Source organism: Tsukamurella asaccharolytica (assembly GCF_007858435.1).
GTDB classification, from domain to species: Bacteria; Actinomycetota; Actinomycetes; order Mycobacteriales; family Mycobacteriaceae; genus Tsukamurella; species Tsukamurella asaccharolytica.
The window spans coordinates 482357-495060 of sequence record NZ_VIGW01000001.1; the positions used below are offsets into that span (position 1 = coordinate 482357).

The window sequence follows — 12704 nt, forward strand, 5'->3', positions numbered from 1 at the left end:
TATTACGGCACCGTCGGCCCGCCCCAACCGCTACACCGCGCACGCTTCCCGCCCCGGACCGGGCATGATGGAGGGCGATGGCCGACGATACCGAAACCCAGCCCGCACCCGCCTCGACGGAACGCGCCGGCGCTCTGACCGTGCGCGCCGTCCTGGCCGCGGTGATCGTGGGCGCGCTCGCGATCGGCGGAGTCCTGTTCGCGACCGGCGCCTTCGAGCCGAAGAACGAGGAGAAGGCGCCGCGCCTGGCCGCGGCCGGGACCACGCTGGCCAAGTCGGCGCCCGGCACCTGCCTGACCTGGGACAAGGATCCCACGACGATGGCGCCCGTCGATTGCCTGCAGCCGCACAAGTTCGAGGTCGCCGGCGAGCCGGCCCGCACGCTGCCCGACAACGCGCCGTACCCGTCGGAGGCGGCGCTCGCGGCGCAGCGCGATCAGCTGTGCCCGCCCGTGGTGACCGAGTACCTCGGCACCCGCCTCGACCCGATGGGCCGGTTCCAGATGGGCCTGCTCACCGCCGGCCAGAAGGCGTGGGAGTCCGGGGACCGGACGATGCGCTGCGGCGTCCAGGTGGTCGACGGTGCCGGCAACGCCCTGGAGAGCCAGGGCAAGATCGTGAACCAGGACAAGTCGCTGACCTGGCCGCCGGGCACCTGCATCGGCATCGACGAGCGCGGCCAGCGCACCGCACCCGTGGCGTGCGTCCAGCCCCACGCCTTCGAGGTGACCGCGGTGATCGACATGCGACAGGCCTTCCCCGACGCCTCGTGGCCCACCGAGCGGCAGCAGGAGGACTACCTGAGCCGGATCTGCCCGTCGCGCACGACGGGCTGGTTCGGCTCCCAGGACGGCCTCCGCAAGTCGGGACTGCAGCTGGCGTGGAACACCCTCTCGCAGCCCTCGTGGACCGCCGGCTCGCGCTCGGTGATCTGCTTCCTGGCCTCGTCGAAGGACGGCCGCACGTTCACCCCGATCACGGGCTCCGCGAAGTCGCCCGACCTGCTCATCGACGGCAAGAAGCCCGTCATGCCCACCTTCCCCGGCGCCGCGCCCGCCCCGACGCCCGGCCCCGGCCGGTAGCCGTGCACGTCTCCCGCCGCGCCTTCCAGGAGTGGGTGTCCGACGCCCTCGACGACGTCCCGCCCGAACTCGCGAAGGCCATGGACAACGTGGTCGTGCTGGTCCGCGACCGCAACGAGGACGAGCCGACGCTGCTCGGCCTGTACGAGGGCATCTCCCTCACCGAGCGGGACTGGAACTACGTGGGCACCCTGCCCGACACCATCACCATCTACCGCGAGGCGCTGATGGACATCTGCGATACCGAGGAGCAGCTGCGCCACGAGATCCGCGTGACCGTCCTGCACGAGATCGGCCATCACTTCGGAATCGACGACCATCGACTGCACGACCTGGGCTGGGCCTGAAGGATCAGCCCATCGGATCCAGGTGCGACGGTGCGTCGGCCCAGCTCACGAGCTCCCAGCCGGCGTCGACGGGGCGGAGCACGATCTCGCCGGTGTTGGGCAGGTGGTGCTGGTGGGCGTAGGCACCGTCGACCCCGGAGAGGTGGAAGCCGACGAGCCGGATGGCGGCCCCGTGGCTGACGAGGTAGGCGTCGCCGTGCGGGAGGTGCTCGGCGCGGATCGCGTCGACGGCGGGCAGGTACCGCGCGAGCAGGTCCTCCGCGCTCTCGCCGCCGGGCATCGCGGCCGTCGGCTCGCCCGCGTACCACCGGCGCACCACGTCCCGGAAGACCTCGATGGAGTCCTCGTCGTTGAAACCCTCGAGGTCGCCGGCCTGCACCTCGTGCACCCCGTCGACCGCGGAGGTCGCCACGCCCCACTCGGCGGCGATGTGCCCGGCGGTCTGCTGGGCGCGGAGCGCGACGGAACTGAGCAGCACGGCGGGAGCGGTGCCGCGGCGCTCGGCGCCGAACCGGCGTGCCTGCTCGACGCCCTCGGGCGTGAGCGGCGCGCCGGGCGGGCGGGTGTCGAGGATCCGCGCGACGTTCGCGGTGGTCTGGCCGTGCCGGACCAGGTGCAGCAGCCCCGTCATCGCTCGCCCCTGCGGAGGCCGTCGAACCAGGCCTCGGAGTCGCCGGGGTCGACGGGGGCCCTGCCGGGCCCGCCCGGCCGGGGCCAGGAGCCGAGGAAGCGCAGCTCGTCGCACACCCGGTGCAGGGCACGCAGCGCCTCGCCCACGGCGGGATCGTCGATGTGGCCGACGCAGTCGAAGTGGAAGACGTAGCTGCCGAAGACCGTTCGCTTGGGGCGCGACTCGATGCGGGTGAGATCCACGCCGCGCAGGGCGAATTCGGCCATCGCGAGGGCGAGCGATCCGGGCCGGCTGGGCACGTCGAGCACCACCGAGGTGCAGTCGCTGCCGGTGCGCGCCGGCGCGGGGCCGGGCTTGCCGCACAACACGAACCGGGTGCGGGCGTCGGCAACGTCGGCGACGCCGGTGGCCGCCGTGGGTACGCCGTACCTCTGGGCCGCGAGGGCGGTGGTCACGCCGGCGTCGATGCGTCCCTCGGCCACGTCGAGGGCCGCGGCGGCGTTCGAGGCGGCCGGAACCACCTGCGCCTGCGGCAGGTTCGTCGCGAGCCACGCACGGACCTGGGCGGCGGCCACGGGATAGGCACCGACGGTTCGGGCCTCGGCCAGCGGCTTCGCCGCGGCGATGGAGAATGCGACCGCCAGGTCGGTCTCCGCGAAGATCTGCAGCGGCGCACCGAAACCCAGGGTGTCGAGCGTCGGGGTCACGGGCCCCTCGACGGACGACTCTATCGGCACGCACGCGAGGTCGGCGGCACCGTCGGCCACCATCTCGAGGGCGGCCACCTGGCTGGGGGCGCTGATCCGCTCGGCCCCGACGAGCTCGACGCCCGGCACCGACATCGCGCCGCGGGCCGCGAGGTCCTGGCACTGGAGCAGCGCCATCTCGGTGAACGTCCCCTCGGGGCCGAAGTAGGCGATGCGCGTCACGCTACGAGCGTAGCGGGGCGGCCGCGGTGAGGCGGGCCCGCCGGCCTCCCGGCCTAGCGCAGGCCCAGGGCGCGCAGGCGGTCGGTGATCGCCTGCGGGTCCGGGATCACGAGGTGACGCAGCCGCTCGCGCACCGCGTCCTGCGCCATCGGGTGGAGCGCCGCGAGGCGCGCCTCGTCGGGCGCGGCGAGGGCGGCCGGGATGTCGTCGCCGGTGAGCGCGGCGATGACGGCGCACAGCACCGCCACGGCCTCGTCGGCGTCGGCCACCGCGATCTCGAATCCCGGACCGTCCTCGTGCACGCCGTGCACGAGGAACTCCGAGAGCGCCGTCGGGTCGCCGGGCGCATAGGTGCACAGCTTCCGGCCCGACGGTGCCGCCACGGCCAGCCCGTCGACCAGGGACATCGGCTCGCGCGGGGGCGCGAGCAGCTCCAGTTCGATCGCCATCATCGTGACCCTAACCCTTGCCCGGGGTTGCCTGCTGCATTAGGTTAGGGTTACCTTCATGTCCACCACTGAGCGAGAGGAGTCGTCATGAGCGCCCCGACCATCGCCGAGCCGACACCGGCCGAGCGCGTCCGCACCATCGCGGCCGTCCCCCATGCCGCGGTCCTTGCGGCCGACGGCTTCGAGCCGATCACCGTCGCGCTGCACCACGTGCTGGGCGACCGCCTGGTGGTCGCGGTCGCCGACGACGCGCCCTGGCTCGAGGGCGTGCGCGCCATGGTCGAGATCAACGACATCTCGCCGCTCCCGCTGCGCGAGCGCACCCGCTCCCTGGTCTGGCTGTCCGGCCGGCTGTCCGAGGTGGCCGACGGCGCCGCCCTCGCCGCCCGCGTGGCCGCGGAGAACCCGGTCGAGGAGCTGCTCGACGTGGGCTACGGATCGCGGCTGCTGACGATGCCGATCGAGACGGCCGTGCTCGCGGACGCGGCCGGTGCCTCGTCGGTGACGGGCGACGAGCTGGCCGCCGCCGAGCCGGATCCGTTCGCCGGCTACGAGATCGCGTGGCTCGCGCACGTCGAGAGCGGGCACCCCGAGATGGTCGGGCAGCTCGCCCGCCGCCTCCCCGGCAGGCTGCGCAACCACCGGGTCCGGCTGCTGGGCATCGACCGCTTCGGCATCCGCCTGCGCGCCGAGCACCACGAGCTCTCCGACGTCGACGTCCGCCTGAACTTCGCGCAGCCCGCCGACGACCTGGCGGCCCTGCAGCGCGGCATCCGCATCCTGCTGGGCTGCCCGTTCCTCAACGGCCTCCGCGCGAGCTGATTCCGCTCGACGCTCAGTGCGCCTGCTGCGTGATGTCGGTGCCCTTCGGGGTGAGGGCGTAGACGCCCACGGCGACGACGAAGAGGATCACGCCGCCGACCAGACCCGTGGTCTGCAGTGATGCGGTGAAGCCGCTGCTCGCATGCTCCGCCAACGCCGGTAGGCCGGCCTGCTGCGCGATCGCCATGGCGGCACCCAGCGACTCCCCTGCCGCGCCGGCGGTCGCCGCGTCGACGCCGGGGATGGACCCGAAGTCGGCGTCTGCGGTGTAGAGCATCGCGGCGACACTGCCGAGGATCGCGACTCCGAGCACGTTGCCCAGGTCGTAGCTCGTCTCCTCGAGCGCGGCGGCGTTGCCCGCCTTCTCCTCCGGCGTGCCAGACATGATCATCGCCGACGCCACCGTCATCGCCCCCATGCCGAGCCCCACGAGCATCAGCGGCGCGATCAGGCCCGCGTAGTCCAGCTGCGCGGGCGCCGCGATGAGCACCATGCCGATCGCCGCGGCGACGAGGCCGCCCGCGAGGACGATCCGCGCGTTCAGCGCATTCGCCAACCACGGCGCGGCCAGCGACGAGACGACCGCGGCCACCGCGACCGGGAGCAACCGGACACCGGTCTCGAGCGGGCCGTACCCGGCCACGAGCTGCATCCACTGCGCCAGCAGGAGCAGCGCCGCGGCCATCGCGAACATCACGCCGAGAGCGGCCAGGATCCCCGCGGAGAACTGCCGGCGCTCGAAGAGCCGCACGTCGAGCAACGGCTCGGACCGGCGCAGCGACCGCCGCACGAACAGCCCCAGCACGACGACCGCGATCAGCAGCGCCACGAGGCCCGGGCCCGAGAGCAGCGTGTGCTCCTTCGCGAACCGCTTGATCGCCCACACGAGCGCCACCATCCCGGTGATCGACATGATCGCGCCGACCCAGTCCCACGCGCCGGTCGTCGCGACCTTCGATTCGGGCAGCAGGAACACCGCGAGAATCAGCACGATCGCCATGATCGGCACGTTGACCATGAAGGCGGCCCGCCACGAGAAGTTCTCGAGCAGAACGCCGCCCACGATCGGGCCGACCGCGGCGCCGACACCCGAGACCGCGGCCCACAGCCCGAGAGCCTTCGCCCGCTCCGCCGGATCGGTGAAGATCACGCGCAGCATCGTCAGCGTGGTGGGCATGATCATCGCGCCGCCCACGCCGAGCGCCGCGCGCAGCGCGATCACCTGGCCGGGCGTCTCCGCCCACAGCACGAGCGCCGAGGCGACGCCGAAGACGACGTAGCCGAGCATCAGCATCCGCTTACGCCCGAAACGATCCCCCAGCGAGCTCGTGGAGACGAGGAGACCCGCGAGCACCAGCGAGTAGACGTCGATGATCCAGAGCTGTTGCGCGGCGGTCGGCCGCAGGTCGGCCGCGAGATCGGGGACGGCGATGTTCAGGATCGTCATGTCCACGGTGATGACGAGCAGGCTCGCCGAGAGCAGCAGGGCCGCGGCCCAGCGTCGCGTTGCGGACGCGAGCGGCGGGTTCTGGACGTCGGTCATCGCGTCGACTCCTGTCGGGGTATCCAGAGCGCGGTGATCGCGCGTTCGAGTTGTGCCGGGTCGTGAGGGTGCGCACCGAGGACGGTGTGCATGACGGCGCCGTCGGTCAGCATCGCCACCGCCCTCGAGCTGTCGGGGGTGAGGTAGCGCTCCAGCGTTGCGGCGAAATCCTCCGACCAGCGGATGCTGACCACCCGCAGATCCGAATGCAAAGCCGCAGCGCAGGTCAGGGCGAAATCCGCACCGACGAGCCGGGGGTCGATCAGGTAGCGGTACAGCGCGGCCGTGTACGCCGACGGCGTGGCGCCCTCCCGCACGAAGGTGGCCTCCAACTCGTCGAGCCAGTGCTCCGCGTCCTCGATCAGCAGCTGGAGTGCCGCCGCCCGGAGGTCGTCGAGCGTGGCGAAGTACTGCGTCGTCGAGCCGAGGGGCACCCGGGCGCGGGCGGCGACCTTCCGATGGGTCAGCGCGTCGGGGCCCGTCTCCACCATGACCGCCGCGGCCGCCTCAACGATCTCCCGGCGACGGCGTTCGGGGTCACGGCGGCGGGGTGCTGTGGTCATCGCGCTCCTAATGGACGTTAGTACATGTACGACTGTACATCAGGTGCGATGCCGAAGAACGGGCTAGATTGGTGCGATGAGCACCACACCCGAGGACCACCGGCCCGGCAGCCCGATCGACCGGCACGATTCCGCGGCATCGGGCTCCCCCGGTATCGCGGCCCGCGCCGGCGACGCCGCGAGGCTCTGGCTGCGGCGCGGGATCGGGTTGCTCGTGGTCGCCCTGATGCTCGTGATCGTCTACTTCGTCGGCGCCGCGTTCATTCCGCGCTGGTGGGGCAATACCGTCGGCAACTGGGTGGACAACAGCTTCTCGCGCGGCGTGGGCATGGGGCTGTCCTTCGGCTTCGTCTGCACCGCGATCACGGTGTGGTTACTCGTGCTCGCGGCCGGCCAGCTCCGACACCATCCGGCGATCGCGGCTGTCGCGGCGTTCCTCGGGGTCGTCGCGTCGATCCCGAACCTGATGACAGCGAGCATCGCCTTGGCGATCAGCAGTGCCGCCCAGGCCGGCAGGGAGTCGATGAACGTCCGCGCGCCGGGCTTCCGCGGGGCGACCCTGTGGGGCTGCATCATCGGGCTGATCGTCGCGCTCGCCATCGTCATCGGGCTCATCGTCTGGAAGCGCGGCCGTGCGGACCGCAAGCAGCAGAAGGCGGCCGACAAGGCGGCGGCCAAGCAGGCGAAGATCGAGGCCAAGGAGTCCGCCCGCGCGGAGAAGGCCGCCGAGAAGGCGGAGAGGGCCGCGGCGAGAGCGGAGCACCGGTCACCGTCGGATCAGGGCGACGGGAGATAACGCTCAGATCCCGAACAGCACCTCGATCGGCTCCTTGGCGAAGTACAGCAGGAACAGCCCGGACACGACCCACAGCAGCGGGTGGACCTCCTTGATCTTCCCGCGCGCGACGGCCATCACCACCCAGGTGATGAAGCCGATGCCGATGCCGTTGGCGATCGAGTAGGTGAAGGGCATCGAGACCACGGTGAGGAAGACGGGCAGCACCACGGAGAACTGCGTCCAGTCGATGTCCTTGAGCTGGCCCAGCATCATGGCGCCCACGATGACCAGCGCCGGCGCCGCGGCCTCGGACGGCACCACCTCGTAGAGCGGGGTGAAGAACATCGCGGCGAGGAAGAGCACACCGGTCACGATGTTCGCCAGGCCCGTGCGGGCGCCCTCGGCGATGCCCGACGCGGACTCGACGAAGACGGTGTTCGACGAGGCCGAGGCGCCGCCGCCCACGATCGCACCCGCGCCCTCGACGGCGAGCGCCTTACCGATGTTCGGCACGGTGCCGTCCTCGCGCATGAGGCCGGCCTCCTTGGTCAGGCCCGTGATGGTGCCCATGGCGTCGAAGAAGTTCGACAGCACCAACGCGAAGACCAGCACCGACGCGGCGAGCACGCCGATCCGGGTGAACGCGCCGAAGACGTCGACCTCGCCGACCAGCGACAGGTCCGGCAGGCCGCCGAGGCTCGACGGGAGCTCGGGGATGTTCAGGCTCCAGCCGTGCGGGTCCTTGAACGACGGTCCGAGGCCCGCCACCCGCTGCACGATCAGGGCGACGATCGTGGTGATGACGATGCCCAGCAGGATCGCCCCCGGCACCCTGCGCACCACGAGCACGCCGAGGAGCAGAACACCGAAGACGAAGACCGCCGTCGGCCACGCCGCGACGGAGTTGCCGATGCCGAGGCCGACGGGCACCGTCGTGCCCGCGGCGTCGGGGATGCGCCGCACGAACCCCGCATCGACGAAGCCGATGAACGCGATGAAGCAGCCGATGCCCGCGGCGATCGCCGCCTTGAGCTCGGCGGGGATGGCCCGGAAGACGGCGGTGCGGAAGCCGGTGACGCCGAGAAGCACGATGATGATGCCGTCGATCACCACGAGCCCCATCGCCTCGGGCCAGGTGACCTGCGGCGCGATGCTCACGGCGAGGAGGCTGTTGACGCCGAGGCCTGCGGCGATGCCGAAGGGGTAGTTGACGATCGCCCCGAAGACGATGCACATCACGCCCGCGACGAGCGCCGTCACCGCCGCGACCTGCGCGGTGGGGAGCACGTTGCCGAGCACGTCGACGTTCTTGTTGTTGCCGGCGACGCCGCCGATGATGATCGGGTTGAGGACCACGATGTAGGCCATCGTGAAGAACGTGACGAGGCCGCCACGGAGCTCGCGCGGCACCGTCGAACCGCGCTCGGAGATGCGGAAGTACCGGTCGATGGGCCCCAGCTGGGGCTCTCTGGTCGGAGCAGACACGATGGGACCCCTTACTCGCTGCAGGACCGGGCAATCGTAACGGGACACGGATAGGGTGTCCCGGTGAGCGCTTCCGAGCCCGTCCCGATCGCTGAACGGCGCCCCCTCCGCGCCGAGGTCGCGATCGTGCTGCTGGTGACTTTCGCCTGGTCGGGACTGTATTCGACGGTGCGCCTCATCGGCTATCAGCTCGGGCCCGGGGTACGCGGGACGACGGTGACGCTCAATCCCGTCCGCAGCCCGCACGCGGTGATCGATTTCCTGCTGCAGGTGCTCGGCGCCGTGCAGTTGTTCGGCTGGGCGGCGCTGGCGCTGTACCTGCTGTACCGGTCCGGGATCGGATTCGCCGATATCGGCTTCGCGCTGCGCCGGCCGCGGCGGGCGCTGCTGCGCGACGTCGGGCTGGGCACCGGGCTGGCCGCGCTCATCGGCATCCCGGGCCTGGCGCTGTACGCGGCCGGCCGGGCGTTGGGCGTCACGGCGAGCGTCGTGCCCGCGTCCGGCGACGTGCAGTGGTGGCGGATCCTCACCTACGTCCTGCTCGCTGCGGGCAACGCCGTCGCGGAGGAGGTCGTGGTCGTCGGCTACTTCATGACCCGGCTGCGGCAGCTCGGCGTGGGGCCGGCCGGTTCCGTCGCGGCGTCCTCCGTCCTGCGCGGCTCGTACCACCTGTACCAGGGCTTCGGCGCGGGCCTGGGGAACCTGGTGATGGGCGTGGTCTTCGGGGCGGCCTACGAGCGGTGGCGGAAGCTGTGGCCGCTGGTGATCGCGCACTTCCTGCTCGACGTCGTGGCCTTCGTCGGCTTCGCGCTCCTGCGGCCGTATCTGGGCTTCCTCACGTGATCCCGCCGACCGGCACTCCGTGAGGCGACGGGTTCCTCGCGAGCGCCATTCAGAAACTGAATAACCGCAGCTCCACCTCGCAGACCGCCCCGCGAACAGGCGTTATGCAGAATCTGAATGGGCGCCGTTCGAGAACTGTCCCCCCGGCACCGCCCCGCACGCCGGGCCGGTGCCGCCCGCGCCGGTCATCTCGCCGGATTCTCAGTCGTGCCCAGTACAGTCGATCTGCGTGAACGACGAACGACCGCGCGACGAGCGGAACCTCGCCTGGTCGCAGGTCCCCGAGGGCGACCCGCGCTCCCGCGCGCCCCGGTACCCGCAGGGCACCCCCCGCCCGCGCCAGGGCCAGCGACCCGTCCCGCCCCCGCAGCGGCCCGGGCAACAACCGCCCCGTCGGCCCGCACCTCGGAACCCCGCACCCCAGAGCCCGCCGCCGGGATGGGCCCCCCGCCAGGAACCCGAGCCGCTCCCCGCGAGCGAGGTCAGACGGCCCGTCGGCGCCCGGGGCAGCACCGGCGGGCGGGTCCCGCCGCCCCCGCGCCCCCCTCGGAACACGAACCGCGGCAGGGACCGGGAACCACGCCGGCGCTCCTCCGCCGCTCCCGCGCCCGCGGCGCCCGCGCCGAAGAAGGTCCGGCGCAAACGCAAGCTGCATCCCTTCCGCTGGCTGGGGATCTTCCTCGTGCTGCTGCTCGTGGGCACGGTCGCGGGCACGATCTACTTCGACGGCAAGCTCACGCGGATTCCGGCGCTCGCGTCGTACGCGGGCCGCGTCGCCGACACGCCGGGCACGAACTGGCTGCTCGTGGGCACCGACGCGCGGGAGGGCCTCACCCCCGCGCAGCAGAAGGCGCTCGCCACGGGCGGCGACCTGGGCGGGGCCCGCACGGACACGATCATGCTCGTGCACATCCCGAAATCGGGCGATGCGACACTGGTCTCGATCCCCCGCGACCTCTTCGTACAGGTCCCCGGGCAGGGCGGGCACAAGATCAACGCCGCCTACTTCCTGGGCAGCACGTCGGGCGCCGGCCAGGCGGGCGGCGCCCAACTGCTGGTCCAGACCTTCGAGAAGGCGTCCGGGGTGCGCATCGACCACTACGCGGAGATCGGCTTCGGCGGCTTCGCGAACATGGTCGACGCGGTCGGCGGCGTCGAGATGTGCCCGAAGTACCCGATCAACGATCCGAAGGCGGGCCTGCGGATCAAGGCCGGCTGCCAGACGCTCGACGGCGCCCAGGCGCTCGGCTACGTGCGTACCCGCGCAACCCCGAACGCCGACCTGGACCGGGTGGTGCACCAACGGGAATTCATGTCGGCGCTGTTCACGGAGGTGACCTCGCCCACGACGCTGCTCAATCCGTTCGAGCTGTGGGGCCTGTCGAACGCGGTGGCCGACGCGCTGTCCGTCGACGAGGACACTCACCTATGGGATCTCGCGCGCCTCGCGTGGGCGATGAGCGGGAGCACCGTCACCACCACGACCCCCACCGCGGGCAGCACGTACACCAGCGACGGGGACTCGCTGGCCTGGGGAAAGAACACCGACGAGTTCTTCAGGCTGCTTGCCGCGGACCAACCGATTCCCGCTCGCCTCCTCAGTGGAACCCCCGGTACCGGTTAGGGTGTCGCCATGACTGCACGCGGCCGCATCGGCCGTCCGCCGAAGGTGAACCGGGAGCAAGTGGTCGCCGCCGCGGCCGAGATCCTCGCCACCGATCCGCTGAAGTTCTCGATGCGCACCCTGGCGGCGCGCCTCGACATCAGCGCGATGGGCATCTACCACTACTTCGATTCGAAGAACGACCTCCTGGGCGCCGTTCTCGAGCATCAGTCGTGGAACACCCCCGTGCCCGAGTTGCCGGAAGATCCTCATCAGCGGCTGGTGGAGCTGCCGCTCACCGTGATCGATCACCTCACCCGGCATCCGTGGGTGGTCGACGTGCTCTCGGCCGACGAGATCATCGACGCCTACTCGGCGTGGTCGTTCGACGAGTTCCTGCGGACCACGGACGAGATCGGCATCCCCGAGGACGAGTCGCTGCACCTGCTGCTGGGCCTGTGGCGGATCACGATCGGCGAGGTCACGGTGCGCACCAACCAGGCGATGCGCGAGGCCAGCCCGTCGGCGAGCGCCTGGTACGAGCGGGAGATCCCGCAGCACGTCGTCGACCGGCCCCGACTGGCCCGCGCGCTCGGCGCCCTGGACCCGAGCGCCGAGACCTACGACGTGCGGGAGACGATCCTGGCGCACCTGCGCGGCGCCCTCGGCGACCGCTTCCACGGCTGAGCCGGGCCCGATCCCTCCGGACCGGGCCGGTCGGCCGGGACTACAGCGAGACCTGACGGCCGCGCAGGCCGTCGCGGGAGCGCCGCTGCGCGGCGGTGAGCTCGGAGTCGTCGGCCAGGGCCTCGGCGAGGCGCTTGGCCAGCTCGACGGTGCCGGCCACCCACTCGTCCGGGTGCGAATCGCGATCGAGATCGAAGACGGGCACGAGCAGGCCGTCGGAGCGGAACGAGCCCGCGAACCGCGAGCCCTCGCCCACGGTGAGTCCGCCGGCGGCGTGCACGCGGGCCAGGGCGGCCATCAGCTCGTCCTCGGGGGCGGGGTGCACCCAGCGCAGGTGCGCCTTGGAGCCGGTGTCGGCCCACCACGGCGCACCGATGCCGTCGGCGCCCAGGTCGAGGCGCGCGGCGGGGGTGATGAGCGAGTTGGCGTGCTCGACGAGCTGCCGGGTCTGCGCATCGGCGGCGCCGGCGAGCCACCAGTCGAAGTCCTTGTGCACGGTGACCGCGAGCGGCCCCGCGGCGTCCAGGACCTCGAGCAGCGCACCGTCGGACTCCTCCGCCAGCGCCTCCCCCACCTCGGCGTCGGCGGCGAACCGGGCGGCGCCGGCGAGCGCGGCGCCGGGCTGCAGCGGTCGGGTCGCGGTCTGCAGGGCGGCGTAGCCGATGACCCCGTCGGACTCCTCGCGGACCAGGGCCTGCGCGGCGCCGGGGAGCACCGTCGCGAGCCGGACCTCGCGGTTCGCGCCCGTGACGGTCAGGGGCGCGGTGGCGCTGGGCACGAAGTTGCGGAGCGCGACGATGTCGCATTCGGCGGCCAGGCCTTCGAACGGGCGGCTGCCCTCGGCGGCCGACGCCTCGGCGCGGGCGCGCCGGGCGGCCACCTTCTCGGCACGGTTCGATCCCTCGCGGGGAGTGGCATTGCGTTCGCGTCTACCCATGTGGA

At 72.0% G+C, this 12704-nt stretch carries 14 protein-coding genes; 7 read left to right on the forward strand and 7 right to left on the reverse strand.

Going from position 1 to position 12704, the window contains the following annotated elements:
- Positions 1 to 77 precede the first annotated feature (77 nt).
- Both FK529_RS02260 and FK529_RS02265 read left to right on the forward strand, forming a co-directional pair.
- Entirely contained in the window at positions 78 to 1082 is a 1005-nt protein-coding gene (locus tag FK529_RS02260) for a septum formation family protein (RefSeq protein WP_146559161.1), read from the forward strand.
- A 2-nt stretch (positions 1083 to 1084) separates the two neighbouring features.
- Positions 1085 to 1429, forward strand: coding sequence for a metallopeptidase family protein (locus FK529_RS02265; RefSeq protein WP_126195512.1), 345 nt, complete (start codon positions 1085 to 1087; stop codon positions 1427 to 1429).
- A 4-nt stretch (positions 1430 to 1433) separates the two neighbouring features.
- Here the strand turns inward: FK529_RS02265 and FK529_RS02270 are convergent, their stop codons facing one another.
- Genes FK529_RS02270 through FK529_RS02280 form a run of 3 tightly spaced genes read right to left on the reverse strand, consistent with a single transcriptional unit; the run spans position 1434 to position 3438 of the window.
- Complete coding sequence (locus FK529_RS02270; protein ID WP_146559162.1) at positions 1434 to 2060, reverse strand: histidine phosphatase family protein; 627 nt, start codon at positions 2058 to 2060, stop codon at positions 1434 to 1436.
- Positions 2057 to 2989 carry a prephenate dehydratase gene (pheA, locus tag FK529_RS02275; protein ID WP_146559164.1) on the reverse strand — a complete coding sequence of 311 codons (933 nt, stop codon included), beginning with the start codon at positions 2987 to 2989 and terminating at the stop codon, positions 2057 to 2059. Before pheA ends, FK529_RS02270 begins: the two co-directional genes overlap by 4 nt.
- Positions 2990 to 3042: 53 nt before the next feature.
- Positions 3043 to 3438 (reverse strand): hypothetical protein, encoded by a 396-nt coding sequence (locus FK529_RS02280; RefSeq protein WP_146559166.1) that lies wholly within the window; start codon positions 3436 to 3438, stop codon positions 3043 to 3045.
- Between the two features lie 87 nt (positions 3439 to 3525).
- Between FK529_RS02280 and FK529_RS02285 the strand changes: the two genes are divergently transcribed.
- Complete coding sequence (locus tag FK529_RS02285; RefSeq protein WP_146559168.1) at positions 3526 to 4260, forward strand: DUF2470 domain-containing protein; 735 nt, start codon at positions 3526 to 3528, stop codon at positions 4258 to 4260.
- 13 nt (positions 4261 to 4273) lie between these two features.
- Here the strand turns inward: FK529_RS02285 and FK529_RS02290 are convergent, their stop codons facing one another.
- Both FK529_RS02290 and FK529_RS02295 read right to left on the reverse strand, forming a co-directional pair.
- Positions 4274 to 5803: an MFS transporter gene (locus FK529_RS02290; RefSeq protein ID WP_146559170.1), complete on the reverse strand. Its 1530-nt coding sequence runs from the start codon at positions 5801 to 5803 to the stop codon at positions 4274 to 4276.
- Positions 5800 to 6366 carry a TetR/AcrR family transcriptional regulator gene (locus FK529_RS02295; RefSeq protein WP_146559172.1) on the reverse strand — a complete coding sequence of 189 codons (567 nt, stop codon included), beginning with the start codon at positions 6364 to 6366 and terminating at the stop codon, positions 5800 to 5802. The genes FK529_RS02290 and FK529_RS02295 overlap by 4 nt, the downstream gene beginning before the upstream one ends.
- 76 nt (positions 6367 to 6442) lie before the next feature.
- Between FK529_RS02295 and FK529_RS02300 the strand changes: the two genes are divergently transcribed.
- Complete coding sequence (locus FK529_RS02300; protein WP_146559174.1) at positions 6443 to 7162, forward strand: hypothetical protein; 720 nt, start codon at positions 6443 to 6445, stop codon at positions 7160 to 7162.
- Positions 7163 to 7165: 3 nt separating this feature from the next.
- Here the strand turns inward: FK529_RS02300 and FK529_RS02305 are convergent, their stop codons facing one another.
- Positions 7166 to 8629, reverse strand: coding sequence for an NCS2 family permease (locus tag FK529_RS02305; protein ID WP_146559176.1), 1464 nt, complete (start codon positions 8627 to 8629; stop codon positions 7166 to 7168).
- A gap of 63 nt (positions 8630 to 8692) precedes the next feature.
- Between FK529_RS02305 and FK529_RS02310 the strand changes: the two genes are divergently transcribed.
- From FK529_RS02310 to FK529_RS02320, 3 genes are all read left to right on the forward strand, one after another.
- Positions 8693 to 9472 (forward strand): CPBP family intramembrane glutamic endopeptidase, encoded by a 780-nt coding sequence (locus FK529_RS02310; protein ID WP_146559178.1) that lies wholly within the window; start codon positions 8693 to 8695, stop codon positions 9470 to 9472.
- A gap of 229 nt (positions 9473 to 9701) precedes the next feature.
- Positions 9702 to 11096, forward strand: coding sequence for an LCP family protein (locus FK529_RS02315; protein ID WP_205124346.1), 1395 nt, complete (start codon positions 9702 to 9704; stop codon positions 11094 to 11096).
- Positions 11097 to 11105: 9 nt separating this feature from the next.
- Complete coding sequence (locus FK529_RS02320) at positions 11106 to 11762, forward strand: TetR/AcrR family transcriptional regulator (protein ID WP_146559180.1); 657 nt, start codon at positions 11106 to 11108, stop codon at positions 11760 to 11762.
- Between the two features lie 40 nt (positions 11763 to 11802).
- On the opposite strand, the gene FK529_RS02325 is transcribed toward FK529_RS02320, so the two are convergent.
- Positions 11803 to 12699 carry a DUF5926 family protein gene (locus FK529_RS02325; RefSeq protein WP_146559182.1) on the reverse strand — a complete coding sequence of 299 codons (897 nt, stop codon included), beginning with the start codon at positions 12697 to 12699 and terminating at the stop codon, positions 11803 to 11805.
- Positions 12700 to 12704 lie beyond the last annotated feature (5 nt).

What these genes read in the sequence shown, in the direction of transcription:
- FK529_RS02260 (WP_146559161.1), top strand. Translation starts at nt 78, where the DNA reads ATGGCCGACGATACCGAAACCCAGCCCGCACCCGCCTCGACGGAACGC.
- FK529_RS02270 (WP_146559162.1), bottom strand. Translation starts at nt 2,060, where the DNA reads ATGACGGGGCTGCTGCACCTGGTCCGGCACGGCCAGACCACCGCGAAC.
- FK529_RS02280 (WP_146559166.1), bottom strand. Translation starts at nt 3,438, where the DNA reads ATGGCGATCGAACTGGAGCTGCTCGCGCCCCCGCGCGAGCCGATGTCC.
- FK529_RS02285 (WP_146559168.1), top strand. Translation starts at nt 3,526, where the DNA reads ATGAGCGCCCCGACCATCGCCGAGCCGACACCGGCCGAGCGCGTCCGC.
- FK529_RS02290 (WP_146559170.1), bottom strand. Translation starts at nt 5,803, where the DNA reads ATGACCGACGTCCAGAACCCGCCGCTCGCGTCCGCAACGCGACGCTGG.
- FK529_RS02295 (WP_146559172.1), bottom strand. Translation starts at nt 6,366, where the DNA reads ATGACCACAGCACCCCGCCGCCGTGACCCCGAACGCCGTCGCCGGGAG.
- FK529_RS02300 (WP_146559174.1), top strand. Translation starts at nt 6,443, where the DNA reads ATGAGCACCACACCCGAGGACCACCGGCCCGGCAGCCCGATCGACCGG.
- FK529_RS02320 (WP_146559180.1), top strand. Translation starts at nt 11,106, where the DNA reads ATGACTGCACGCGGCCGCATCGGCCGTCCGCCGAAGGTGAACCGGGAG.
- FK529_RS02325 (WP_146559182.1), bottom strand. Translation starts at nt 12,699, where the DNA reads ATGGGTAGACGCGAACGCAATGCCACTCCCCGCGAGGGATCGAACCGT.